Origin of the sequence: Streptomyces sp. NPDC001980 (genome assembly GCF_040296885.1) — a bacterium.
In the GTDB taxonomy this organism is placed as follows: domain Bacteria; phylum Actinomycetota; class Actinomycetes; order Streptomycetales; family Streptomycetaceae; genus Streptomyces.
Map to the genome: position 1 here is coordinate 149,498 of NZ_JBEOYD010000020.1, position 25,032 is coordinate 174,529.

At 71.8% G+C, this 25,032-nt stretch carries 17 protein-coding genes; 4 read left to right on the forward strand and 13 right to left on the reverse strand.

Annotated features, from left to right (window positions below):
* Window positions 1–729: 729 nt before the first annotated feature.
* On the reverse strand, window positions 730–2,853 hold the full coding sequence (locus ABT137_RS28610; RefSeq protein ID WP_351713854.1) for a DNA gyrase/topoisomerase IV subunit B: 2,124 nt from the start codon (window positions 2,851–2,853) through the stop codon (window positions 730–732).
* 441 nt (window positions 2,854–3,294) lie between these two features.
* On the opposite strand from ABT137_RS28610, the gene ABT137_RS28615 reads away from it, so the two are divergent.
* Window positions 3,295–3,525, forward strand: a complete 231-nt coding sequence (locus ABT137_RS28615; protein WP_351713856.1) for a DUF7455 domain-containing protein — start codon at window positions 3,295–3,297, stop codon at window positions 3,523–3,525.
* Window positions 3,526–3,622: 97 nt separating this feature from the next.
* Here the strand turns inward: ABT137_RS28615 and ABT137_RS28620 are convergent, their stop codons facing one another.
* From ABT137_RS28620 to ABT137_RS28650, 7 genes are all read right to left on the reverse strand, one after another.
* The gene (locus ABT137_RS28620) at window positions 3,623–4,489 is read right to left on the reverse strand and encodes a serine protease (protein ID WP_351713858.1); all 867 of its coding nucleotides are present in this window, start codon (window positions 4,487–4,489) and stop codon (window positions 3,623–3,625) included.
* A gap of 122 nt (window positions 4,490–4,611) precedes the next feature.
* Window positions 4,612–6,165, reverse strand: coding sequence for an RNA polymerase sigma factor (locus ABT137_RS28625; RefSeq protein WP_351713860.1), 1,554 nt, complete (start codon window positions 6,163–6,165; stop codon window positions 4,612–4,614).
* Between the two features lie 524 nt (window positions 6,166–6,689).
* On the reverse strand, window positions 6,690–7,577 hold the full coding sequence (locus ABT137_RS28630; RefSeq protein WP_351713862.1) for a FadR/GntR family transcriptional regulator: 888 nt from the start codon (window positions 7,575–7,577) through the stop codon (window positions 6,690–6,692).
* A gap of 162 nt (window positions 7,578–7,739) precedes the next feature.
* Window positions 7,740–10,454 (reverse strand): ABC transporter ATP-binding protein, encoded by a 2,715-nt coding sequence (locus ABT137_RS28635; protein ID WP_351713864.1) that lies wholly within the window; start codon window positions 10,452–10,454, stop codon window positions 7,740–7,742.
* An 80-nt stretch (window positions 10,455–10,534) separates the two neighbouring features.
* Window positions 10,535–11,293 (reverse strand): NUDIX hydrolase, encoded by a 759-nt coding sequence (locus ABT137_RS28640; protein ID WP_093498678.1) that lies wholly within the window; start codon window positions 11,291–11,293, stop codon window positions 10,535–10,537.
* A 178-nt stretch (window positions 11,294–11,471) separates the two neighbouring features.
* Window positions 11,472–13,580 (reverse strand): glycogen debranching N-terminal domain-containing protein, encoded by a 2,109-nt coding sequence (locus tag ABT137_RS28645; protein WP_351713866.1) that lies wholly within the window; start codon window positions 13,578–13,580, stop codon window positions 11,472–11,474.
* A gap of 366 nt (window positions 13,581–13,946) precedes the next feature.
* A complete protein-coding gene (locus ABT137_RS28650) occupies window positions 13,947–15,512 on the reverse strand; it encodes a DUF4192 domain-containing protein (RefSeq protein WP_351713868.1) in 1,566 nt (521 codons plus the stop codon).
* Between the two features lie 130 nt (window positions 15,513–15,642).
* Between ABT137_RS28650 and ABT137_RS28655 the strand changes: the two genes are divergently transcribed.
* Both ABT137_RS28655 and ABT137_RS28660 read left to right on the forward strand, forming a co-directional pair.
* On the forward strand, window positions 15,643–17,808 hold the full coding sequence (locus ABT137_RS28655; protein WP_351713870.1) for a RecQ family ATP-dependent DNA helicase: 2,166 nt from the start codon (window positions 15,643–15,645) through the stop codon (window positions 17,806–17,808).
* Between the two features lie 285 nt (window positions 17,809–18,093).
* Window positions 18,094–18,714, forward strand: coding sequence for a hypothetical protein (locus ABT137_RS28660; protein ID WP_351713872.1), 621 nt, complete (start codon window positions 18,094–18,096; stop codon window positions 18,712–18,714).
* A 309-nt stretch (window positions 18,715–19,023) separates the two neighbouring features.
* On the opposite strand, the gene ABT137_RS28665 is transcribed toward ABT137_RS28660, so the two are convergent.
* From ABT137_RS28665 to ABT137_RS28675, 3 genes are all read right to left on the reverse strand, one after another.
* Complete coding sequence (locus ABT137_RS28665) at window positions 19,024–19,650, reverse strand: hypothetical protein (RefSeq protein WP_351713874.1); 627 nt, start codon at window positions 19,648–19,650, stop codon at window positions 19,024–19,026.
* A 68-nt stretch (window positions 19,651–19,718) separates the two neighbouring features.
* Window positions 19,719–20,420 carry a ribonuclease HII gene (gene rnhB / locus ABT137_RS28670; RefSeq protein WP_351713876.1) on the reverse strand — a complete coding sequence of 234 codons (702 nt, stop codon included), beginning with the start codon at window positions 20,418–20,420 and terminating at the stop codon, window positions 19,719–19,721.
* Window positions 20,421–20,502: 82 nt separating this feature from the next.
* Window positions 20,503–21,126, reverse strand: coding sequence for a TetR/AcrR family transcriptional regulator (locus ABT137_RS28675; RefSeq protein WP_351713878.1), 624 nt, complete (start codon window positions 21,124–21,126; stop codon window positions 20,503–20,505).
* Between the two features lie 188 nt (window positions 21,127–21,314).
* On the opposite strand from ABT137_RS28675, the gene ABT137_RS28680 reads away from it, so the two are divergent.
* The gene (locus ABT137_RS28680; RefSeq protein ID WP_351713880.1) at window positions 21,315–22,862 is read left to right on the forward strand and encodes an MFS transporter; all 1,548 of its coding nucleotides are present in this window, start codon (window positions 21,315–21,317) and stop codon (window positions 22,860–22,862) included.
* A gap of 546 nt (window positions 22,863–23,408) precedes the next feature.
* On the opposite strand, the gene ABT137_RS28685 is transcribed toward ABT137_RS28680, so the two are convergent.
* Both ABT137_RS28685 and ABT137_RS28690 read right to left on the reverse strand, forming a co-directional pair.
* A complete protein-coding gene (locus ABT137_RS28685) occupies window positions 23,409–24,338 on the reverse strand; it encodes an ADP-ribosylglycohydrolase family protein (RefSeq protein ID WP_351713882.1) in 930 nt (309 codons plus the stop codon).
* A gap of 10 nt (window positions 24,339–24,348) precedes the next feature.
* Complete coding sequence (locus ABT137_RS28690; RefSeq protein WP_351713884.1) at window positions 24,349–25,008, reverse strand: histidine phosphatase family protein; 660 nt, start codon at window positions 25,006–25,008, stop codon at window positions 24,349–24,351.
* Window positions 25,009–25,032 lie beyond the last annotated feature (24 nt).

The following is a 25,032-nucleotide window of genomic DNA, read 5'->3' on the forward strand; positions in this document are numbered from 1 at the left end:
CTCCGTGAGCGGGAAGGGGCGGTGCCGGGAGCGGGAGCTGCCGACGCCTTCGACGCTACGGAAATGCGCAGGTCAGCAGATCGGAGCGGGGGTGGATCACGGGTGGATTCCAGCGAGCGGAATCTCTCCACCCCCAGGTGGAGAACCAGGTGGGGGTGCATCGTCGCCCGACGGGGCCTCGGGTGCGCTGAGGGCCCGGCCCTTGGACGGACCGGCGGGCCCTGGTGGACCGATGCACATCCGGTGGACCGATGGACCTCCGGTGGACCGAGCGATGGGCCTCAGGCTGACCGACGGGCCCCGGCCGGACCGGCGGCGGCAGGCGATCCCGCAGAACGGTCGAATGGAATCACCCAGGAAGGCCGGCAGGCACCTCACAGCACACCTGACGGGCACTTCCTGAGACGGGCCGGCCGGCAACCGCGGGACAACCGGCAGGCACTCCGCAGCACACCCGACGGGCACCTCGCGAAGCACCCGGCCGACATCCCAAGGCCAACCGGCAGGCACCCCGCAGCGCTCAACCCGGCAGGGCACCTCACAAAACGGCGGGCCGATGCTCCACCGGGCAACCGGCGGGCACCCCGCGGAAAACGACCGACCAGCATCTGGCCGGTCAGCCGGCGGTGCCCTGCCGGAGGGGCCGGCCGGGCAGCGGACACCTCACCGCCGCCCGGCCCACCCCGCCTCGGCCCGGCGGTCTCCTTCGGCCAAAGCCCAGCGCAGCGGCTATGCGTCGATCCGTGACCGGTCCAGCGTCGCCGCCGAGCCGGAGATGAACTCCTTGCGGGGAGCCACGTCGTTGCCCATCAGAAGGTCGAATACCTGTTCGGCCGCCTCCAGGTCGGAGAGGTTGATGCGGCGCAGGGTGCGATGGCGCGGGTCCATCGTCGTCTCGGCCAGCTGGTCGGCGTCCATCTCGCCGAGACCCTTGTAGCGCTGGATGGAGTCCTTGTACCGGATGCCCTTGCTCTGGAACTCCATGAGCTTGTCGCGCAGCTCGCGGTCCGAGTACGTGTACACGTACTTGTCCTGGCCCTTCTTGGGCTGGACGATCTCGATGCGGTGCAGCGGCGGCACCGCGGCGAAGACCCGGCCGGCCTCGACCATGGGCCGCATGTAGCGCTGGAACAGCGTCAGCAGCAGGCAGCGGATGTGCGAGCCGTCGACATCGGCGTCGGTCATCATGATGATCTTGCCGTAGCGGGCCGCGTCGATGTCGAAGGTGCGGCCGGAGCCCGCCCCTATGACCTGGATGATCGCCCCGCACTCGGCGTTCTTCAGCATGTCCGTCACCGAGGACCGCTGGACGTTGAGGATCTTGCCGCGGATCGGCAGCAGCGCCTGGAACTCGGAGTTCCGGGCGAGCTTCGCCGTACCGAGCGCGGAGTCGCCCTCGACGATGAACAGCTCGCTGCGCTCGACGTCGTCGCTGCGGCAGTCGGCGAGCTTGGCGGGCAGGGACGAGGACTCCAGGGCCGTCTTGCGGCGCTGCGCGTCCTTGTGCTGGCGGGCCGCGATGCGGGTCCGCGCGGCGGCGACCACCTTCTCCATGACCACGCGGGCCTGGGCGGCGGCGTCGCGCTTGGTGGAGGTGAGGAACGCCTTCAGTTCCTTGGAGATCACGCTGTTCACGATCCGACGGGCCGCCGAGGTGCCGAGGACCTCCTTGGTCTGGCCCTCGAACTGCGGCTCGGCGAGCCGGACGGTGACGACGGCGGTGAGGCCCTCCAGGGCGTCGTCCTTGACGATGTCGTCCTCGGCGACGCGCAGCAGCTTCTTGGCGCGCAGCGCCTCGTTGAGGGTTTCGCGGATGGCCTGCTCGAAGCCGGCCACGTGGGTGCCGCCCTTGGGCGTGGCGATGATGTTGACGAACGACCTGAGGTTCTGGTCGTAACCGGTGCCCCAGCGCAGCGCCACGTCGACGCCGAGTTCGCGGGTGACCTCGGTGGGGGTCATCTGACCGTGTTCGTCCAGGACCGGGACGGTCTCCTTGAAGGTGCCCTGTCCGGAGAAGCGGAGAACGTCGCAGACCGGCTTGTCGGTGGCCAGGTACTCGCAGAACTCGCTGATGCCGCCGTCGAAGCGGAACGACTCCTCGCCCTTGCTGCCGCCCTCGCCGAGGCCGTACTCGTCCCGGACGACGATGGTCAGGCCGGGCACCAGGAACGCGGTCTGGCGGGCCCGCTGGTGGAGCGTGTCCAGGGAGAGCTTGGCGTCCTTGAGGAAGATCTGGCGGTCGGCCCAGTAGCGCACGCGCGTGCCGGTGCGGGTCTTGGGCACCCTCTTGGTCTTGCGCAGCCCGCTCCCGGCCTCGAACTTGCCGTCCGGGCCGACGCCGGTGAAGGCCCCCGGCACGCCTCGGCGGAAGCTGATGGCGTGCACGCTGCCGCCGCGGTCGACCTCGACGTCGAGACGCGCGGAGAGCGCGTTGACCACGGAGGCACCGACGCCGTGCAGACCGCCGGAGGCGGCGTAGGAGCCGCCGCCGAACTTGCCGCCGGCGTGCAGCTTGGTCATGACGACCTCGACGCCGGACAGGCCGGTCTTGGGCTCGACGTCCACGGGGATACCGCGGCCGTTGTCCCGGACCTCGACGGAGCCGTCGTCGTGGAGGATGACGTCGATGTGGTCGCAGTAGCCGCCGAGGGCCTCGTCCACGGCGTTGTCGATGATCTCCCACAGGCAGTGCATCAGGCCGCGACTGTCGGTCGAGCCGATGTACATGCCGGGACGCTTGCGCACGGCTTCGAGGCCCTCAAGGACGAGCAGGTGCCGCGCGGTGTAGTTGGAGCCGTCCCGATCTGCTCCTGCCAGCAGCGCAGTGGACGGCACGGACGTATCGGCGGTCACGCGGTTCGCTCCTCGCTGAATTTCAATGGAGCCCCTTTTGGGTAGGGGGCCGGCTTCGGTCGCCGCTCAGAGGGTACCGAGGCCTGGTAGAGCCGTTGTAACGCCACCCTCGTGGTGAACTCACACTAGTCCAGGGTCGCATGGGTGTTCGATCCCTCGATGGAGTGAAGTACATATCACGTTCCCTTCGAGGCATGAACCATTTAGGCTCCGGGCACGTCCTCACAAACAACCGGCAACCCGGCCGGGAGGATGAGACCGATGAACCGCGCGAACCCGTAAGCACCTAAAACGACGCAATACGGCACATTCGCCGCCAACCGGCAGCAGACGGCCACCTCGAAAGATTTTTTTCGAGGAGAAGCCCCGAGCGGGAACGTTTTCGGGCTGGTTGGATGTTGACCCTGGTACGACAGCTCGTCGAGCTAGAGAAGAGGCGACGTGACTACTGTTCTGACCCCCGCGAGCCACCTGACGGCCGCCGATCGCTGCGACCGCTGCGGCGCCCAGGCATACCTGCGCGTCGTGCTGCTCAGCGGCGGAGAACTGCTCTTCTGCGCCCACCACGGACGCAAGTTCGAGCCGGAACTCAAGAAGATCGCCGCTGAGATACAGGACGAGACGGAACGGCTGACCTCCATTCCGGCCACCGCCTCCGAAGATGAGCGCTGACCTCTCGCATCCACGACGAGCCAGCTCCGGCACAGGCCGGTGAAGGGCGGCCGCTCCTCAGGGAGCGGCCGCCCTCGTCGTATCCGCACAGAGGCCCTCAGGAGCTCTTGTGGGGCCCGCGCGAACCACTGAGGGCACCGCGGGCACCAAGCGCCCGTACGACCTCCGAGACGCGCGTATAGACGCCGGGACTCCCCGGTCGCCCGCAGCCGCTTCCCCACGACACGAGCCCGATCAGCTTCCCGCCGGCGACCAGCGGCCCGCCGCTGTCGCCCTGGCAGGCGTCCGGGCCGCCCCGGGTCTCGCCCGCACACACCATCGAGTCCGCCCGGTAGGTGCCGTCGGCGCCGCCAGGATAGGCCCGCTCGCACGTCGCGTCGGGCAGCACATGGAGTCGCGCCGCGTACAGCCGACGCGAGTAGTCGCCACCGCCCGTGATGTCGCCCCACCCCGAGACCAGGGCACTGGTGCCGGGCTTGTAGGCGGTGTCCCCCCGGGGTGCCATCGCGATGACCGCGCGGCCCGGCAGGGGCTCGGCAAGGGTGAGAACGGCGAAGTCACCGGTGTTCGTGTCGGGGTCGTAGCCGGGATTGACCCGGGCGACGGTCACGGGGATCTCCTGGCCCTGCGTCCCGAGCAGATCCGTGCGGCCTGCGATGACCTTGAGGTCGCGCACCGGGTCGGACGGCCCGCCGATGACCTCGTCGGCCAGGCAGTGGGCCGCCGTCAGCACCGTGGTCCGGCCGATCGCCACCCCGCCGCAGAACTGACCGGCCCGGGTACCTCCGAACCGGTCACGGCTGGACAGTGCGACCGTCCACGGGGCCTGGGAGACGTCGACGGGGAAGCCGCCGACCACGACGCTGTCGGCGACGGCGGGAGACGTGGTGGCCAGCGGTATGGCCGTGCTGACGGCCGCCAGGATCAGCGGCCGGATCAGGGCCGGGGCAACAGAACGGCGCATGCACGCTCCTCACTCTGGGTGGGACTGGGACACCCAGAGTCATCCAGCGCACCGCGACCCGCAGCACGAAGGCCCGGCCTCCGCAGTGGGAGGCCGGGCCTTCGACGCCGTACGACCGCGACCTAGTCGAGGTAGTCGCGCAGCACCTGGGACCGCGACGGGTGGCGCAGCTTCGACATGGTCTTGGACTCGATCTGGCGGATCCGCTCACGCGTGACGCCGTACACCTTGCCGATCTCGTCGAGGGTCTTCGGCTGACCGTCGGTGAGACCGAACCGCATGGAGACGACGCCCGCCTCGCGCTCGGACAGGGTGTCCAGCACCGAGTGCAGCTGCTCCTGGAGGAGCGTGAAGCTGACGGCGTCGGCGGGGACGACGGCCTCGGAGTCCTCGATGAGGTCGCCGAACTCGCTGTCGCCGTCCTCGCCCAGCGGGGTGTGCAGGGAGATGGGCTCACGGCCGTACTTCTGGACCTCGATGACCTTCTCCGGGGTCATGTCGAGTTCCTTGGCCAGCTCCTCCGGGGTGGGCTCGCGGCCCAGGTCCTGGAGCATCTGGCGCTGCACGCGCGCGAGCTTGTTGATGACCTCGACCATGTGCACCGGGATACGGATGGTGCGGGCCTGGTCGGCCATGGCGCGGGTGATCGCCTGGCGGATCCACCAGGTGGCGTACGTGGAGAACTTGTAGCCCTTGGTGTAGTCGAACTTCTCGACCGCGCGGATCAGACCGAGGTTGCCCTCCTGGATGAGATCCAGGAAGAGCATGCCGCGGCCGGTGTAGCGCTTGGCCAGGGAGACCACCAGTCGGAGGTTGGCCTCCAGGAGGTGGTTCTTGGCGCGGCGGCCGTCCTCGGCGATGATCTCCAGCTCGCGCTTGAGCTTGGGGGCCAGCTTGTCGGCGTTGGCCAGCTTGTCCTCGGCGAACAGACCGGCCTCGATGCGCTTGGCGAGCTCGACCTCCTGCTCGGCGTTGAGCAGGGGGACCTTGCCGATCTGCTTGAGGTAGTCCTTGACCGGGTCGGCGGTGGCACCGGCCGCGGCGACCTGCTGCGCCGGCGCGTCGTCCTCGTCCTCGTCGGACAGGACGAAGCCCGCGCTCTCGGTGCCCTCGGGCTCCTCGGCGCCCGCCTTGACCTCCTCGAGAACCTCGTCCTCGAGAATCTCGGCGTCGTCCTTCTTGGCGGCGGTCTTCTTGGCCACCGTCTTCTTGGCGGCGGCGGTCGCGGTCTTCTTCGCGGCCGTCTTCTTGGCGATGGGGGCGGCCTTCTTGGCAACGGCCTTCTTCACGGGCCCCGCCTCCTCGGCCGGGTCGTCGGCGACGGCGGGCGCCACGGCGGGGGCGGCCGTGGCGGTGGCCTTCCTGGTGGTCACGGTCTTCGCCGCGACCGTCTTGGTGGCGGTGCGCTTGGCCGGACTCTTCGCTGCGACGCTCTTACGGGTGCGCTTGGGCTCCGCGGCACTGACCATCAGCGTCACACCCTCTTCCTCAAGGATCTGGTTGAGGCTGCGCAGTACGTTCTTCCACTGAGTGGCCGGAATCTGGTCAGCTTCGAAGGCCCGACGCACATCGTCGCCGGCGATCTGCCCCTCAGCCTTTCCCCGCTCAATGAGAGCCATGACAGAGACGGACTCGGCGATCTCCGGCGGGAGCGTACGGGATGTGCTGGCCGACACGAACAACCTCTCGGAACGTTGGAAAACGGCTTCCGGCCCCGTCCGGGACGGACTGGAGCCGACCGCCGGCTTGGGGATGGGCCGACGGCGCGGGCGGGGGCCGGGAAGATGCACAGCGCCATGAATGGCGTCCGTATTCCCTCCGCGACTGTCACCTCTTAGGTCATCGCGTTGTTCGCAAGAGCGTTACGCCCAATCTACGTGGCCCGAGTCACACCCCGTAAGCGCTCAAAAACGGTCAGACATGGGCAGAGGTTGTCGTTGATGATCTCTCCGGGCCGTTCGGACCACTGCGGAGCCTGCCATACGGCCGCCGCGCAGGTGGTTGTACGACCGCTGCGGAACCTGTCGCGCGACCGGTCACCGCACGCCCCGCCGATCCCGCCGACCCCGCCGCACCGCCGGGCCCCGCCGGAGCCCTGAGGGATCCGGCGGGGCCCGGCGGCGGCCGGCGGAAACGGGTTCCCGGACCGACGGCGCCCCGAGAACGCGGCACCGACCGAGCGCACCGCTCTCGACGCGGGTCAGTGCTCGCGCGGGGCGGGTACCACGCGCTCCACCTCGGGGTGGACGGTCAGCAGCTGACGCATCGCCGACTCGGCCGCGGTGCCGTCTCCGGTGCCGAGAGCGTCGACGATCCGCGCGTGCTGGGCCAGGGACGTCTCGTTCGGCCGCTCACAGCCGGTGACCGGGCCGCCGGACACCTGGAGGGCCGCCGACACGATGCCGGACAGATGCTCCAGCATGCGGTTGCCCGCGATCTGGATGAGCAGCGAGTGGAACTCGGCGTCGGCGCGCGAGAAGGTCAGCGCGTCACCCTGCGCCATGGCGTGGCTCATGATCTCGACCATGTCGCACAGCCGCTGCTGGACGTCCTCGCGCCCGTGCCCGGCGGCGAGACGGGCGGCGAGCGGCTCGATCGTCCAGCGCAGCTCACTGAGCTCACGGCGCTGGTCGTCGCGCTGCGGCCCGAAGGCCCGCCACTCGATGATGTCCGGGTCGAGAAGGTTCCAGTCACTGACGGGACGGACCCGCGTGCCGACGTTCGGGCGGGCGCTGACCAGGCCCTTGGCCTCCAGGACCCGGAGGGATTCACGGACGACGGTGCGGGAGACCTCGAAACGCTGGCCGATCTCCTCGGGGACCAGGGGGCGGTCCGCACCCAGGTCGCCGGAGACGATCATCTGACCCAGCTGTTGGACGAGTTGGCCGTGCAGTCCGCGGCCGCGGCTGCCCGCGGCGCGCCGGCCGACACGGCCCAGCTCCGGATCCGCGCCCTCCCAGGCGGGCGTGCCGACCCGATCGGTGGCGGGGACCTCCGCATACGGGTAGCGGTCGAGTTCGCCCGGGCCGACCAGACCAGAGTCTGCGGAGCGGGCGGCGGTCATCATGGTGTGCGCAAGGGTACTCACGGATCCTTTGTCGGCGCTGCTTCCAACTCCCTTGAGGTCTTTGGTGAAAAGCACACGAAAGGGTGATCGCTCACCCCATCGCAATTGACGCCTTATCGGAAAGAAATGGCCGTTCTACGGGGAGTTGTGCGCACGGCGGGATCGCAAGCGCCCGGTCCGCGGTCATCGGGCCCTGGCTCGCAGGGTGCTGAACAGATACGCGCAGACCAGCGCCACCAGTGACAACGCCAGTGCACCGCCCACAGGTTGGGCGATTACCCGGACCGCACCGACCAGATAACGCTCTCCCCCGAAGGGCCACTTCAGCAGGAACATCTCCCGCATCCGCATCGGGAGTCCGGCGGCCATCCGTACCCCCGTACCCTGCACCGCCCTGTGTACGACGGGCACGACGAGCACGGGTACGGCGAGCACCGCGGCGAGACCGGCCGTGGTGGACCGGAAGACACCGGCCGCCAGTACGCCGGCCCAGGCACAGCCGACGATCAGTGCGAACCAACTCGCGGTCAGTGAGATCCAGTCGGCGGGAACCTGTGCGAGCTCCCGGCCGTAGACGAGGTAGAGCACTTCGGCGTCACAGCCCAGCGTGAGGAACGAGAGCAGTACCGCGGTCGCCCCGGAGACCAGCAGTTTCGCGGTGAGCAGCCCCAGTCGGCGCGGCACGGTGCCGCGGTCCGACGCCAGCGCGGGGTGACGGAACTCGTCTCCGAAGGCCAGTGCCCCGAGCAGTCCCGCGCCGAGCGCCGCCGGGGGCAGCGGCAGCTCCCGCGGCCAGGCCGCGAACAGCCGGGCCTGCGGGGTGTGTCCCACCCGGGCCAGCAGTACGGCAGTGAGGGCGGACACCAGCAGTACGGCACCGCAGGTGAGGAAGCCGGTGCCGATCCCGGCAGCCCGGCGGAGTTCGTAGCGCAGGGGGCGGAGAGGGCTGGGGACAGGGCGGACGGAGATGGGGGGCGGAAGCGGGGAGAGAGGGTCCAGCTCCTCGGCGGCTCCGTCGCGCGCGGGGCCGACCGGCGCCGGGGCGGACTCGCCGCCGGCTGCCGACGCCTTCCGGAGTTCCGGCTCAGGCTGCGGGTGCCGGGCGGGCAGTTGGACGGCGGGGGTCTCGGCGGCTTCCGAGCGGGTGGAGGGCCGGGCTGCGGGAGCGTCGAAGGATTCGGCACGGATCGGCGGCTCATCGCTGACGGCTTCGGCGGATACGGCGCCCGTCGAGGGCCGGACCCCAGGAGCGTCGGCGGATACCGCGCGGGTCGCCGGCTGGGCTGTGGCGGCTTCGGTGTGGCCCGGCGGCTGGGATGCCGGGGCTTCGACGGACACCGGGCGGCTCGGTTGCTGCACGGAAGTGGCGGCCGGTGGCTGGGCGGGCACGGCGGGCGCCGTCCTGGTCGCCCCGGCATGACCGGAGGGTTCGGCGGAGGCGAGGGAGGCCGACGGCTTGGCGAGCGAGGGGGCGGTCGACGGCTCGGCCGTTGCCGGAGCGGGCAACTCGCCGGAGGGGCGCATGCGGGTGGAGCGCTCCGAGTCCGGGGGCGCGGGCGGAGACGTGACGGCCGGGTGGTCAGTGCGGGCTGCGACGGTGGTGTGGGGCTGGGGTTCGGCCGCGTCACAGGGTTCCGTGGCGGCCGTGGGCCGGCTCCGGCCCGGCTCCTGGTCGATGGTGCGCGGCTGCTGCGCGAGGCCCGGGGCGGCCGCTGACTGCAGGCCGCCCAGCTCCGTCCTCGGCTGCGGTGCGACCGCGGGCGGGTCCGCGTCCTTGCGCCCTTCCTGGTGCGGTGCGTCCTGACGGTCGGCGGCAGGCGCCTCTTCGGCCCGCTGCGGATACGTCGGCCGGGCACCGTCCGCCGCGGCCTGCTCCGCCGCGCTCTCAGCGCATCCCCGCTCGCACGCCGGCCACTCCTCGTCGGCTGCAGTCGGCTCACTGCGGGGCGGCTCCTGCCGCACCGGCTCCGGCGCCGCTCCCGCCTCCCGCCCCTCCCCCGTCGGCGGCTCCGCCCCGGCCCCCGGCCCCATGTCGCCGGTCTCGTCGGCGAGTTGGTGGACCAGGATGCCGTGACGGAAGGCGGTCTCGCCGACCTCGGCGGTCGTACTGCCGTACACGGAGAGGCGGTTGCCGTCTTCCCGTACGACCTCCACCGAGCGGTGGGCGGTGCGGGCCTCCTTGCCGAGGGCGTCGGCGAGGCGGGCGGCGTGGGGGCTGCGGACGGCCACACGTGGGCGGAGCCGGGTGCGGGCGAACTCGCCGGCCTCCTGGTCCGCGACGAGCCTGCCGGTCTCCAGGGTGACGACCCGGTCGGCGGTGCGGGCGGCCTCCTTGGGGTCGGCGGTGGTGAACAGAACCGTGCCGCCCTGCGCCGCATGTGCCCTGAGCATGCGGTGCAGCCAGTGGGCTTCGCGGGTGGGGAGGCCGTCCGTGGGTTCGTCCAGGACGAGGGTGTGCGGGTCGGCGAGGAGGGCGCAGGCCAGGCCGAGTCGGCGGTCCATGCCGTGCGACAGCGTGCCGAGGCGCTCCTCGCTGAGGCTGATGAGCCCGACCGCTTCGAGCACTTCGTCGGCGCGCCGGGCCGGTACCCCGGTCGCCGCGCACAGCATGCGCAGATGACCGCGGACGGAGCGGGACGGGTGACCGGGGACGTCGCCGAGAACCACACCGACCTCACGCGAGGGGTGGGCGATGCGGTGCAGGGGGCGGCCCCTGAAGTAGGTGAGGCCGCGGCCCTGTTGGAGTTCGAGCATCAGTCTGAGCGTCGTGGTCTTGCCCGCGCCCGCCCCGCCCAGGAGTGCGGTGACGCGGCCCGCGTCCGCTTCGAAGGTCACGTCGTCGACGGCGGGCGGGTGCGCCTTGCGGGGGTTGCTGGTCAGTCCGAAGGCCTGGATCACCTTAGGGAAGATAGCGCGGAATGACCGTTTTTCCGGGTATAGAAGGTTTTAACCCTGCCCGAGTTCGCGCTGTCGGGCGGTCACACCTCGGGACGGAGCATCGGCGGGTTGAGCAGAGTGGCCCCGCCGGCCCGGAAAAGCTGGGCCGGGCGACCGCCCTGGCGGGTGGTCGTGCCGCCGGTGGGGACGAGGAAGCCGGGGGTTCCGGTCACCTTGCGGTGGAAGTTGCGCGGGTCGAGTGCCACCCCCCACACCGCCTCGTAGACCCGGCGCAGCTCGCCGACCGTGAACTCGGGCGGGCAGAACGCGGTGGCCAGAGACGAATACTCGATCTTGGACCGGGCCCGTTCCACTCCGTCGGAGAGAATCTGGGCGTGGTCGAAGGCGAGCGGCGCGACGGGCTCGCCGTCCCGGCCGTAGCCGCCCTGCGCGAGCAGTTCCTCCACCGGCGCCCAGCGCGCGTTGCTGGCGTCACCGCCCGCGCGCGGCGCGGGGAGGTCAGGGGCGAGGGCGAGGTGGGCGACGCTGACCACACGCATCCGGGGGTCGCGCTTGGGGTCGCCGTAGGTCGCCAGCTGCTCCAGGTGGGCTCCGCCCTCCTGGGCGGGGGCGTCGGGGTCGTGGGCCCGCAACCCCGTCTCCTCCGCGAGTTCCCGCGCCGCCGCCTGCGAAAGGTCCTCGTCGGCCCTCACAAAGCCGCCCGGCAGCGCCCAGCGTCCCTGGAACGGCGACTCGCCTCTGCGTACCGCCAACGCGCACAGGGCATGTCGGCGCACGGTCAGCACGACCAGGTCCACGGTGACGGCGAACGGCGGAAAGGCTGACGGGTCGTAGGGCATGCGGTGATCATAGTCGTCTGCCTGACGATAAACACTCCCTTCGGTACTCACTCCGACGGCTGATCCACTTCGCTCCGGTGTGCACCCTCCGGTTCGCTCCGGCACACGCTCGCGACTCGGACGTCACTTCACCGCGGCCGTGACGCCGTAAGCGCTCGCCTTTTCTCCCGGCAGGAGCTCACACCCCCAGCTGCAGGCCGTCCGCGGCCTCCTCGACCATGGCCAGGCCGAGCCGGCTGACCCGCACCGAGAAAGGCGCACCGGCCACCCGCAGCCCGGTCAGGCCGAGTTCGCCCAGAGGCGCGCTGTGGACCGGGCGGAGGGTGACGGTACCTGCCGGGGCGTCGGGGCGGATGCCGGCGAGCGTGGTGAGGAGCAGGACTCCGGCAGCGGCGGCCGTGGCCGCCGGACGGCAGGCCGCGGGGTGCGGAAGGGGAGCGCTCCCCTCGCAGCGCTGCTCTCCGGCGAACATCTCCGGGAGCCGGTGACCGAAGTGCTCGGCCGCCGCCAGCAGGCCGCGCAGCAGCCCGCCCGCCTCCTTCTCGTAGCCCGCGGCGGCCAGCCCGGCGACCGCCAGTGCCGTCTCCTGGACCCGGACGGCGCCGGACCGATGTCCGAACGGGCTGTGTCCCGCCTCCTTGGCTCCCAGGGCACGCAGCCCCCACCCCGAGTCCATGGCCGGTCCGCCGAGCAGCCGGGCGAGCTGCTCGGTCTGCACCTTGTCGAGCAGGCCGACGGCGAGTTCACCGCCACCGAGCAGGCCGGTGTCGAGAAGGTGCACGGCGGTGGAGCCGAGGTGGGTCAGGGGGCGGCCGTCCGGGGTCAGGGCCGCCGCGGGACGGCCGCCGCCCCGGTCATCGACCCAGAAGTCCGCCCGGAACGCCTTCCTCAGCTCCGCAGCCCACTGCCGCAGCGCGGCACTTCCGGGCCGGCCGCAGACGTCGAGGAGGTCGGCACCGAGCAGGGCGGCCCGGTGGGCGTGGGCCTGGGTCTCGCCACGCGCGGGGCCGCCGGGCTGCGGGTCGCAGAGGTAGGTGTGGTCGCCCACCGTGGTGCGCAGCCAGGTCAGGCAGCGTTCGGCGGCGGGGAGCAGTTCCCTCGTCTCCTGTTCCGGGAGCCCCCAGCGGCGGGCCTCCGACAGCAGGACGGGGAAGAGCAGGGTGGCCTCCGTCCCCGTGCAGCCCGGCGGCAGGTGCGCTCCGGCGTCGCGGCGCGGGCCGGGAATCATGCCGGTCCGCGGTCCCGGACCGCGGAGTTGGGTGCGGGCCAGGGTGCGCAGTGTGCCGGCGGCGAGACGGGTACCGAGGGGCAGGGTCATCCGGGCGGCGGCGAGGGCCTCGGCCGGGGCCAGACCGCACCGCCACGGCGCCCCGGCGGCGAGATAGCAGTCGGAGGGGTGCGCGGGGTCGCGGAGCAGCAACGCCTGGAGGTCGTGGATGCTCGCCCTCAGCAAGGCCGCGGCCCTCGGATCGTCGCCCGTGGCTCTGGCCGGTGCCAGCGGGCTGGTCGCGGCGCGTCCCACGGCGCGCAGGGGGCTCGCGCCGTCCGGGCGCACCCGCAGCTCCACGCTCGCCGTTCCGCCCGGCGGCAGCTCGAACTCCCAGCGCAGCAGTCCCGCCGAGGCCAGCGCGTCGGATGGTGGCGGGTCCGCCGTGACCGAGGCGTTGCCGGTGGGGGTGGTCCAGCGGAGGCCGGAGTCGTGGACGCTGGCCGGGAGTTCTGGCCCCGAGGTGCCGGATGCGATGGCGCTCAGGTCGGCCAGGTCCGTGCCGAGGGCCACCTCCAGAGGCAGGCGCAGGGGGTGGGGTGCGCAGTTCCGCACGGTGATGCGCTCGGTGCCGTCGGCGTGCCGGATTCGTTCCACGACGACGTCCGGATCCGGTCCCGCCGCCGGGGAGGCCCGGAGCGTGCCGACGAAGCGGGCGGAGTCCGCCCCCGTCATCCGGGCCTGCACGGCGAGCGGTGCGCGGCCTGCGACACGGACCTGGCAGCGCGCGAGCAGCCGCCGGCCCGCGCGGTAGAACCCTTCCAGCCCCTGGCCGGTCAACTGACCGTGTTCGGTGGAGATGGCGAGGCCGGGCAGCGCGACGCAGATCAGGGCGGTGTGCGTGGGCGGCAGCCCGCCGACGCGCCCCGGGCCCGGGGGAACCGGCCGGGCGAGGGTGGGCCGGGGTGCGCGGCCGCGCTGCTGCGCGTGGCCCTGGCCGCCTTGCGCCGGCGGCCAGGGCGGGCCGTCCCGCAGGCGGCGGTTGTCGGTGGCGGTGGAGGGCGGAGTCGGCTGATGCATGAGGACGCTTCTTCTGCGCGCTGTGCGCCTGTGATGTGCCGGGCACCGGACGGAGGGCTTCGGGGGGACGGGGGACGGACGGCGGCACGGCCCGTCCAGGCGTTCCGCCACTCAGGTGAACGGAGACGGACTCCTCCTGGTCACGCCCCCGCCTGCCGAACCCGATCCGACGTCGACGCGGTGCTGCGTCGTTCGGACCGGTCGGCCTGCGCCTGTGGCTGCGCACCCGCTGGTACGGCAAGCCGGTGCGACGCCCGCCGAAGCGAGGGTGGTCATGGCGTGGCGTCCCTGCGACGAGGCTCCGCGCCCAGTGGACGACATCACCGGCCCAGGTCCGGACGGCTGCCGCACATGGCCGTCCCCCGTTCATTCATCCCCCTCGTTGCAGCCGGTCCCGGATCGCCTGCCCTCCTGCGCGGCTCGGCCGCCTGTCTCACTCCGCTCCGCCTTCTCCGCCGCACGCGTACGCGTGCGGCCCGGCCCGGCGGCGCCGGGGCGGGTGTGCCCCGAGCGCACCCGCCCGGGCCGGGTTCCGGCCGGCCGCGGACGTCGGTCGTCGGCGGTGTCTGCAGTGCGTGGAGGGCGGCCACGGCGGGTGCCGGACCGGGCGGCCGCCGACTCGTCGGCATCGTGGTGAGCCGGAGCGGCGTCGCCGACTGCAGCCGTCCCGTCCGCCGGCACGCGGCCGACGCGGTCCGTGGGTTCCATCCGTCCGGTGAGTTCCATCCGTCCAGCAGTGCGTTCCGCGCTTTCCGTGCGTCGTTCCGTCCGCAGGCAGCGGCGGATCGACTCCGGGTCCAGTCCCTCGTTGCAGGCCTGGTGGAGCAGGTTGGCGAAGAGGTAGTCGGGGTCCGCGCCCAAGGCCATCGCGAAGGCCTCCCGTGCCTCCAGGTCGTCGCCGGTCGACCAGGCGACCCAGCCCGCCAGCGTGAGGGGAGCGGCGGCGTGTTCGCCGTAGGGGCCGACGCAGCGGCGGGCAAGGGCTCGCCACAACCGCAGGGCCGGTCCCGCCTCGTCGCCCTCCATCCAGGCGGCCGCGCGGTCTCGGGTCGTGCGGTCCTGCAGTCCGAGAATCAGCGTCGCGGCCTCGTCGTGGGAGAGCAGGGTGTCGTCACGGGCATCCGCCCGGTGGGTGCCGGACACGGGGGTGGCAGCGGCGTACCGGTCGATGACCCGCCCGGCGAGGGCGAGGGTCTCCTCGGCCACGTCCGCGCGGAACGCGTCGTCGAGGATGCGGGGCACCAGTGCCATGCCGGCGCTGTCCAGGGCGATCTCCTGCTCCGGCACGGCGCCGGTCTCCCAGGGGAGCAGCCTGGCCCGCAGCTCGCGCAGGCTGCCGCGGACCTGGATCCCGGCGTAGGTGGCGGCGGCCGCGAGCACGGAGGTGCCGGGCAGGCCCATGGGGGTGCCGTCGGGCGGACAGCATTCCTCGGTCGGGCAGCAGTACGACCAGAAGCGGCCGTCCGAGACGCACAGTGCCTCGATCACCGGCACGTCCAGCCGACCGCACTCAAGACGCAACAGCTGGGTCAGCGGAGCGAGCCGGTGCATCACGTCCCGGCCCGATTCGCCGGGCGCCGGTTCCTGGCAGACGTAGGCGACCATCTGCTCGGGCCGGGCTCCCCGGCGCTCGCCGCCGGTCACCAGGCCCTGTGCGAGCTGGCGCGCGGCCGACTCCCAGTCGTCCTTGTTGGCGGGGATGCCGAGCCGGGCCCGTCCGCCGAAGCGGCCGCGGCCGGCGCGGTCGTGCAGGGCCACCAGCACCATGCTGTCCTCGGGGCGGTACCCCAGCAGATAGGGCAGCGCGTCGGCCAGTTCGGCCGGGGTGCGCAGGGTGACCTGGGTGTCGTGGGCGGATGGTCCGAGAGGGACCGCGCCTCGGGTGATGTCGCCGTTTTCGGAGGGTCCGGTGGTTTCGCTGTGATTCGTCATGCGCAGACGATCTCGCGGATCTTGTGATTCCGGTTGGGCCTGTGGATAAGTCAAATCAGGGACACGACAAAGCCGTCTCCGGTATCCACAGCCCGCCCGGCTGTCGGTCCCGTCCTGTTGTATGGGACGCATGGAGCACACGAGCAACGCGGAACTGCGGGCCCGGGCGGACACCGTCCTCGCCCGTCTCGTCGGGGACGACACGGGCACTGCCCGGCTGCGCGAGGACCAGTGGCGGGCGATCGAGGCGCTGGTCGCGGACCGGCGCCGGGCCCTGGTCGTCCAGCGCACGGGCTGGGGCAAGTCCGCGGTGTACTTCGTGGCGACCTCGCTGCTTCGCGCCTCGGGCAGCGGCCCGACGGTGATCGTCTCCCCGCTGCTCGCGCTCATGCGCAACCAGGTGGAGGCCGCGGCCCGGGCCGGCATCCACGCCCGCACCATCAACTCCTCCAACACGGAGGAGTGGGAGTCGATCCAGGCGGAGATCGCGGCCGGCGAGGTCGATGTCCTCCTCGTGTCCCCGGAGCGGCTCAACAACCCGGACTTCCGCGACCAGGTCCTCCCTAAGCTCGCTGCGGCGACCGGACTGCTCGTGGTGGACGAGGCCCACTGCATCTCCGACTGGGGCCACGACTTCCGGCCCGACTACCGGCGGCTGCGCACCATGCTGGCCGACCTGCCGCCGGGCGTGCCGGTGCTGGCGACCACCGCCACGGCCAACGCACGCGTGACCGCCGACGTGGCGGAGCAGCTCGGCACCGGCGGCACCTCGGACGCGCTGGTGCTGCGCGGCCCGCTGGACCGGGAGAGCCTCAGCCTGAACGTGCTGCGGCTGCCCGACGCCGCGCACCGGATGGCCTGGCTCGCGGACCACCTGGACGAACTGCCGGGTTCCGGCATCGTCTACACGCTCACCGTGGCCGCCGCCGAGGAGGTCACCGCGTTCCTACGGCAGCGCGGGCACCCCGTGGCGTCGTACACGGGGAAGACGGAGAACGCCGACCGGCAGCAGGCCGAGGACGACCTGCTCGGCAACCGGGTCAAGGCACTGATCGCCACCTCGGCGCTCGGTATGGGCTTCGACAAGCCCGACCTCGGGTTCGTGGTCCACCTCGGCTCGCCCTCCTCCCCCATCGCCTACTACCAGCAGGTGGGCCGCGCGGGCCGCGGTGTCGAGCACGCCGAGGTGCTGCTGCTGCCGGGCAGGGAGGACGAGGCGATCTGGGACTACTTCGCCTCGCTCGCTTTTCCGTCGGAGGATCTGGTGCGCCGCACCCTGGACGTTCTCTCCCGGGCCGGCGGCTCCGTGTCGCTGCCCGCGCTGGAGCCACTGGTGGAGCTGCGCCGCTCCCGGCTGGAGTCCATGCTGAAGGTCCTCGACGTGGACGGCGCGGTCAGGCGGGTCAAGGGCGGCTGGGTCGCGACCGGGCAGCCGTGGGCGTACGACGCCGACCGGTACGCCTGGGTGGCCAAGCAGCGCGAGGCCGAACAGCAGGCGATGCGCGAGTACGCGGCCACGCCGGACTGCCGGATGGAGTTTCTGCAGCGCCAACTGGACGACGAGGCCGCGAAGCCCTGTGGCCGCTGCGACAACTGCGCGCGGCCCCGCTTCACGGCCGACACCACCTCGGCCGCGCTGGACGCCGCGCGGGTCGATCTGGGCCGCGCGGGCGTCGAGGTGGAGCCCCGCCGGATGTGGCCGACCGGGCTGCCGGCGATCGGCATCGATCTCAAGGGGCGCATTCCGGCCGGTGAACAGGCATCGGCGGGACGGGCCTTGGGACGGTTGTCGGACATCGGCTGGGGCAATCGGCTGCGACCGCTGCTCGCTCCCCAGGCCCCGGACACGCCGGTGCCGGACGATGTCGCCCGTGCCGTGGTGGACGTACTGGCCGACTGGGCGAAGGGACCCGGCGGCTGGGCCCCGGGCGCGGCCGGCCCGCAGCCGCGGCCGACGGGTGTCGTCACCGTGGCCTCGCGTTCCAGGCCCCGGTTGGTCCACTCCCTGGGCGCACGCATCGCGGAGGTCGGCAGGCTGCCCCTGCTGGGTTCCGTGGAGTACGCGGGCGAGGCGGCTCGGGTCTCGCGCAGCAACAGTGCCCAGCGCCTGAAGGCCCTCGACGGTGCGCTGACCGTGCCGCCCGGCCTCGCCGTCGCCCTCGCCGAGGTCCAGGGGCCGGTCCTGCTGGTGGACGACTTCACCGAGACCGGCTGGACCCTGGCGGTGGCGGCGCGCATGCTCCGCAGGTCCGGGGCGCGGGGGGTGTTGCCGCTGGTCCTCGCCGTTCAGGGCTGACCGGCCCGCTGCTGTTCGAAACGGTGCCGGGTGCGGCGTACGAACGTGCCGTGCTCGAACGTCCCAGGGGTCGCCGGGCACCTCATCGGGTAGGGATATAAGCCACGCACCGCCAGATAACAGTCGGTGGCCCCATTTGCTCGTTGCCGCATCCAAGTTCGACAGCAAGAATTGAGGTCCGCTCCCCGCACGGCTCGTCCGTGATCCGGTTGGGCTTTGCTGCGGTGCGCGCGGCCCCGAATCCGATCTCGCCCGCAGTGTGGGCGCGTAGCCGAAGGGAGGAACGTGACCTTCGGATTCGCTCCGTCCTCGGCGGCATCGTTGTCGACGTCCGCGTCCGCCGCTTCCGCCAGTCGTCTGCTCGAGCCCGCGGAGTGGGCCGACGCCGGAATACCGCTGCTGCGCAACCCTCGCGAGGTCGTCAGCGGTCTGCACACCCGGCATCGCCCCCGACCGGGCACCGCGGTCGTCGCCGTCCTCGATCCGGAGGAACGGCTGTGTGCCAGCGCGTCCTTCGGCCGGCGCTCGGCTCCGGCCGACGGCTGGATGTTCCGCAACGCGCTGCTGGCCCAGTTGCGCCGGGTCATCCCGCACGACCTGCGCCGCCGCACCCCGGTGCGGACCGCCGTACTGCTCTACTGCCGCGAGGGGGACGCGCGTTGGACGGAGGAGGACGGTGCCTGGATGTGGGGGCTGCGGGACGCCTGCACTCTGCACGGGCTGCGCTGCGGGGCGTACATCACGCTGACGCACGACGGCTGGCAGGTGCTCGGCGAGGGGCGCGGCGGACGGCGTCCCAACGCCGACTCGCCTCCCGAACCCTTTGCCCTGTCCGAAGCCCCACCCCTGTCGCCGCGTACCGGCGGCGCCGTCTCCGAGGTACTGCGCCGCGCGGCCGCCCGCTGAACCCCGGCCCCTGCAAGGGAGCACCGGCCGGGCACGCCCCGCCGGGCACGGCGCCCTGAAGACGCCCTACGGGGTGCTCGGCGTCACGCCGCGCTCCGCGCCGGAGCGGACATCCCGCCGTCCCACCGTCCGGTCACCCGGAGGAACCGGCCCGGTGCCCGCGCTCCGGATCCTCCGCCCGCCGAACGGCCACCACCGCGACGGGCAGCGGCCCGCGACGGTCGTCCGGGCATGCCGAAGGCGCCACCGTGCGAGTCACCGCCGCGGCCCCTTCGGTAACTCCGGAGTCCCAGAGGTGCCGGAGGCAGCTCAGACGCCTGCGCCCAGCACCGAGTTGATGCGCTGCGGGTCGCCGCAGACGATCAGCAGGGCGCCGGCCCGGGAGAGGGCCAGCGGCAGGGCGGTGGCGGCGACGGTGTCGGGGCCGCCGTTGACGGCGACGACGACCACGGAGCGGGTCACGGCACGGGAGGCGACGGCGGCGTCCGCGTAGAAGACGTCGTCGCCCGCGTCGTGCTGGGCCCAGTAGGAGGCTTCGCCGAAGGACAACTCGTGGTCGGCCCACGGATGCTGCGCGCCGGTGGTGATCACCAGCACGTCGCCGGGGGCACGACCCGATTCGAGGAGCAGGTCCACTGCTTCCTCGGCCGCGTCGAGAGCGCTCTCGACCGAGGCCGGGATCAGCTGGATCTGCGGGGCCGCCGCTGCCGCGGCGGGGACGGCCGGGCCGGGCTGGCCTGGCTTGGCCACGTCACGCGGCGAGCGCTGCACCGGCGGCGTGGGCCGCTGAGGGCCGGGACGACCGGGACGCGACGGAGCCGCGGGGCGGGGGCCGGGTACGGGACGAGGGGTCGGCGCGGTACGGCCACTGGCCGGAGTGGCGCGGGGACCCTGGGCACTCTCGTGAATCTGAGGCTCCTCGGGAAAGAGAGGCATGAGCTGATATTTATCAAACGTTGGTGCAGGTCACGTGAACCGGGTGGCACAACTGTGCGACCGGAACGTCAGAAATCGAAGCCGAGCTGACCCTCGATCTCCGGAACGCTTCCCTCCGCCCAGCTGCGGACCTTCTTGAGGTGCCGCCACTGGGGCAGCGCATCAAGATACGCCCACGACAACCGGTGGTACGGGGTGGGGCCCCGCTCCTCCAGTGCGGCCTTGTGCACGGGCGACGGGTACCCGGCATTGTCCGCAAATCCGAAGTCTGCATGGTCGATACCCAGTTCGGCCATCATTTTGTCGCGCTGAACTTTGGCGATCACCGAGGCAGCGGCCACCGCCACACACGATCGGTCACCCTTGATGACCGTGCGCACCCGCCACGGAGTACCCAGGTAGTCGTGCTTCCCGTCGAGGATGACCGCGTCCGGACGCACCGGCAAGGTCTCCAGGGCTCGGATCGCCGCGAGTCGCAGTGCGGCCGTCATCCCGAGGTCGTCGATCTCCTCCGGCGAGGCATGCCCCAGGGCGTAGGACGTGACCCACCCCCGCAGCACCTCGGCAAGTTCCGTACGCCGCTTGACGGTCAGCAGCTTGGAGTCGGTGAGGCCCTCGGGCGGTCGGCGAAGACCGGTGACCGCGGCACAGACAGTGACGGGCCCGGCCCAGGCACCGCGCCCCACCTCGTCGACACCGGCAATGACCTTCGCTCCGGTCGTGGCGCGAAGGGAGCGCTCGACGGTGTGAGTAGGCGGTTCGTACGGCATGGCGCCCTTAGGGTACGCCGCACTGATCCCCGAGCGACACCCCGGCCTCCCGGACCACGCCGGGGGCCGCCGGAGCCGCGGCTCACGCCCCGCGCGACAGCAGCAGCGGAAGCATGAAACGGTCGATCATCTCCTCGATCTCCTGGTCGTTCCATTCGCTTCCAGAAATCTTGTTCCGGTACATCATCATGGCCGGAATGGCGTCGAGGACATAGCCGTTGGCCGCGTCCGCACGCACCTCTCCCCGCTCAATGCCGCGGGTGACGATGTCACCGATCAGCTGGATCGTCGGCCCCACCACCCCGTCGAAGATCACGCCATGGAACCGCTCGACCTGCAGGGGATCGCATTCGTGAATCACGGACCGAAGGGCGAAGCCGGGGCGCGAGAACATCGCGTCCCGGGCCTGCCGGCACAGGGCCAACAGGTCTTCGCGCACACTTCCAAGGTCGGGGGCCTCCTCCAGACGTGGCAGGCCGGCCTGCAGCGCGTCGGCGACCAGTTCCTCCTTGGAGGGCCAGCGGCGGTAGACCGCCGCCTTCCCGGTCTGGGCGCCGGCGGCGACGCCCTCCATGGTGAGGCCGTTCCAGCCGACCGTGCTGAGCTGCTCCAGGGCGGCGTCCAGGATCGCGCGTTCGAGGACCGCACCGCGCCGACGAGGGGAGGCCGCCTGAGGGGCAGCGGCAGTCCAGCGCGAGGTAACCATCTGATGTTTCTCCAGCGAGCGAGGGGAAGCGGGAATTCCGGAGCGGGGGGCGCGGCGCGCGACGGCAAAGGGGGACGCGACACACGACGCGCAATTAAGTGAACGCTTGCGTTCTCTACCGAGGACTCACTACCGTTGACGCGACAGTGAACGCTGGCGTTCACTAACACCTTCGTGGGGGATCCATAGTGACAACCTCTCAGCTGATACCGGACCAGAAACCAGGTGCGGCCCGCCGGCAGGGGCGTCCCGGCATCGCACTCACCGTGATTGCCGCCTGCCAACTCATGGTGGTACTTGACGCGACGATTGTGAACATCGCGCTCCCGCACATTCAAGAGGCGCTCAAGTTCAGCACCACGGACCTCACGTGGGTGGTCAGCGCCTACACGCTCACCTTCGGCGGCCTGCTGCTCCTCGGCGCGCGGGCCGGCGACATCCTCGGCCGGCGCCGGGTGTTCATGACCGGCATCCTGCTGTTCACCTTCGCCTCGCTCCTCGGCGGTCTCGCCCAGGAACCCTGGCAACTGCTCGCCGCCCGCGCCCTCCAGGGTGTCGGCGGCGCGATCGCGTCGCCGACCTCGCTGGCGCTGATCACCACGACGTTTCCCGAAGGCCCGGAGCGGAACCGCGCGTTCGGCGTGTTCGCCGCCGTCTCCGCGGGCGGCGGGGCCATCGGTCTGCTGGCCGGCGGGATGCTCACCGACTGGCTCGACTGGCGCTGGGTGCTCTTCGTCAACGTACCGATCGGGCTGCTGATCGCCGCTCTCGCCCCGCAGTACATCAACGAGTCCCAGCGGCACCCCGGACGCTTCGACATCGCGGGTGCGCTGACCTCCACCCTGGGCATGGCCGCCCTGGTCTACGGCTTCATCCGGGCCTCGGAGGAAGGCTGGCGCGACGGTCTGACACTCGGGTCGTTCGCCGCCGCGGTGGTCCTGCTGCTCGCCTTCGTCTTCATCGAGACCCGGGCGAAGGAGCCCATCACCCCGCTGCGGATGTTCGCCGACCGCAACCGCTCCGGCACCTACGTGATCATGCTCAGCCTGGCCGCCGCGATGTTCGGGATGTTCTTCTACATCGTGCTGTTCGTGCAGAACGTGCTGGGCTACAGCCCGATCAGGGCCGGTCTGGCCTTCCTGCCCGTGACGGCGGCCATCGCCGTCGGCGCCGGGCTCTCGCAGCGGTTCCTGCCCGTCCTGGGCCCGAAGCCGTTCATGATGACCGGTTCGGCGCTCGTGGTCGTCGGACTCACCTGGCAGACGTTCATCAAGCCCGACAGCTCCTATCTCGGCGGAATCCTCGGGCCCATGCTGGTCTTCGGCTTCGGTATGGGGCTGAACTTCGTGACGGCGACCGTCACCGCGGTCTCCGGTGTCGCCCAGCACGAGGCCGGGGCGGCTTCCGGGCTGCTCAACGCCATGCAGCAGGTCGGCGGCTCGCTGGGGCTGTCCATCCTGACCACGGTGTTCGGTTCGGCCAGCAAGGACGAGGCGAAGAAGCAGCTGCCGAAGTTCCTCGCCGACGGTTCGCCGGAGCAGAAGGCGGAGTTCGCCAAGACCCGTCAGCTGCCCGCGCCGTGGGGGCACGAGGTGCTCGCGCACGGCATCTCGACCGCGTTCATCCCCGCCGCCGTCATGGCCGGGCTCGGGCTGCTCACCGCCTGGCTGGTGATCAAGGTCCGCAAGAGCGACCTCGAAGCGCTCGCCGGCACGGCCGGCCCGGGGGTGGGCTGACCCCGCCGGGTCCGCGCAGAGCCGCGGATGACCGGACCTCAGCCAGGGGACAGACGGCAGAGGCCGAGGTCCGGCCATCCGCATCGCAGCCACGAGCGTCACGGCCATGGGCGCCACGGCGACAAGCGCCACGGCCACTGGCATCAGGTCCACTGGCATCACGGCCACAAGCGCCACGGCCACTGGCATCACGGCCACTAATACTGCGGCCGCAACCACCACGGTCACCGGCGCCGCGGACACCCTCGCAAGAGCCCATCCGGTCCCCATCGCCCACGCACCCCCAGCGGCTCGCTTCCTGCTCCGTGCTCCGTCCGCACTCGGACAGAGCGCGTTGCGGTTGCCGGGAAAACGCCTCGCGGTCACGCAGAGTTCCCATCGGGCACGGAGAGTTCCGAAAGGGTCCCGGGGGGCGCGCTTTCAGCGCAGATGCGGCACCGTACTTCCAGGCCACGGGCCCCTGCGGTGCAGTCGACGCGGACCTGTATGAAGCCGGGGAGCGCCCGACTCAAGCACCCGAGTCAGACCGTGGCACGTCTGCCGACGTCATCCGCCGACAGCGGACCCCGCCCCCGCCGGTACCCATTCCGGCAGCTCCTCTGTCCGCTCCACCCATGCGGCCGGCGGCGCTCCCGCCCTGCCGCCCGCGAGCACGCCGCCCACGATGGCGCAGGTGGTGTCCACGTCGCCGCCCACCTGGGCGGTCGCCCAGAACGCCGTCTCGTAGTCGCCGAGGGCGCGTGCCGCCGACCAGAGCGCGAAGGGCACGGTGTCATGGGCCGTCGTACGGCGTCCGCAGCCCAGGACGGCCGCGACGGTGCCCGCGTCGGCGTAGTCGAGCATGTCGCGGGCGCGCCGCAGGCCCTGGCCGACGGCGCTTTTCGGGACGAGGGCGACGACCCCGTCGAGGAGCGCCTCGGGGCTCGGCGGGCCGCCGGGCGCGGCTGCCAGCGCCGCCGCAGCCGCCACGGCCATGGCACCGGCCACGGCCTCCCGGTGCTGGTGCGTGGGGTAGGCGGAGATCTCGGCCTGGTGCGTGGCCTGCTCCGGATCGTCCGCGTACCAGGCGCCCAGGGGTGCGATCCGCATCGCCGCGCCGTTGCCCCAGGATCCCCGCCCGTCGAAGAGCCCGGCGGCCAGCTCGCGCCAGTCGCCGCCTTCCCGGACGAGGCGCAGCAGGCGGTTGACGGCGGGCCCGTAGCCCCGGTCGAAGTCGTGGTGCGCGGCGAAGGAGTGGGCCAGCGCGTCCTGGTCGACGCGATGGTGGGCGGCCAGGACGGCGACGACGGAGCAGGCCATCTCGGTGTCGTCGGTCCACTGCCAGGGCGCCGGGGGCAGCTCCCGCCGCTTGAGCAGCGGGTAGTTCACCGGCACGAAGAACTGCGAGCCCAGCGCGTCGCCGACCGAGAGTCCGCGCAGGCTGGCCAGGGCGCGCTCCAGGCGCCCCGGGGTCGGGGAATCAAAGGAGGAGGTCATCGCGGCCAGCCTAGCCGCTCATCCAGTAGGACTCCGGGTCCCGCCAGCGGTCGAACGGCTGGTTGAGCGTGTACTTGCCGTCGTCCCCGAGAACGAGCATCCGCATCTCGGCGTTCCCGGGGTTGGAGAGCGACTCGAACTCCGCGACCGTCCAGTGGAACCAGCGCATGCAGAACAGCCGCATCGCCAGGCCGTGGGTCACCAGGAGCACGTTGGGCGGGTGGTCCGGCGCCTCGAAGCTGCGGAACAGGCTCTCCAGGAAGCCGCCGACACGGTCGTAGACGTCGGCCCCGGACTCCCCCTGCGGGAAGCGGAAGAAGAAGTGACCGTACGCGTCCCGGTACGTCTTCTGCAGCCGCACGTCGTCGCGGTCCTGCCAGTTTCCCCAGTCCTGCTCACGCAGCCGGGGCTCCTCGCGCACGCGTATGAGATCCGGGTCCAGGTGGAAGGCGCGGAGGGTCTCGTGCGTACGGCGGTAGGGGGAGACGTACACGCTGACACGCTCCCGGCCGAAGATCTCCCGGACGCGTTTTCCGGTCTCTTCGGCCTGCCGCCAGCCCCGCTCGGTCAGGGCCAGCGCGTGGTCGGGTTCCCGCTCATACACGGAGTCGTCGACATTGCCGGTTGACTCGCCGTGCCGGACAAGGACGATGCGCCGTGGTCGTGCCATGCCAAAACCCTAGATCGAGTGACG

Bases quoted from the DNA above. Each gene is read 5' to 3' on its own strand.
- ABT137_RS28655 (WP_351713870.1), top strand. From the start codon at position 15,643: ATGGAGCACACGAGCAACGCGGAACTGCGGGCCCGGGCGGACACCGTC.
- rnhB (WP_351713876.1), bottom strand. From the start codon at position 20,420: ATGCCGTACGAACCGCCTACTCACACCGTCGAGCGCTCCCTTCGCGCC.
- ABT137_RS28645 (WP_351713866.1), bottom strand. From the start codon at position 13,580: ATGCATCAGCCGACTCCGCCCTCCACCGCCACCGACAACCGCCGCCTG.
- ABT137_RS28650 (WP_351713868.1), bottom strand. From the start codon at position 15,512: ATGACGAATCACAGCGAAACCACCGGACCCTCCGAAAACGGCGACATC.
- ABT137_RS28675 (WP_351713878.1), bottom strand. From the start codon at position 21,126: ATGGTTACCTCGCGCTGGACTGCCGCTGCCCCTCAGGCGGCCTCCCCT.
- ABT137_RS28640 (WP_093498678.1), bottom strand. From the start codon at position 11,293: ATGCCCTACGACCCGTCAGCCTTTCCGCCGTTCGCCGTCACCGTGGAC.
- ABT137_RS28665 (WP_351713874.1), bottom strand. From the start codon at position 19,650: ATGCCTCTCTTTCCCGAGGAGCCTCAGATTCACGAGAGTGCCCAGGGT.
- ABT137_RS28690 (WP_351713884.1), bottom strand. From the start codon at position 25,008: ATGGCACGACCACGGCGCATCGTCCTTGTCCGGCACGGCGAGTCAACC.
- ABT137_RS28620 (WP_351713858.1), bottom strand. From the start codon at position 4,489: ATGCGCCGTTCTGTTGCCCCGGCCCTGATCCGGCCGCTGATCCTGGCG.
- ABT137_RS28685 (WP_351713882.1), bottom strand. From the start codon at position 24,338: ATGACCTCCTCCTTTGATTCCCCGACCCCGGGGCGCCTGGAGCGCGCC.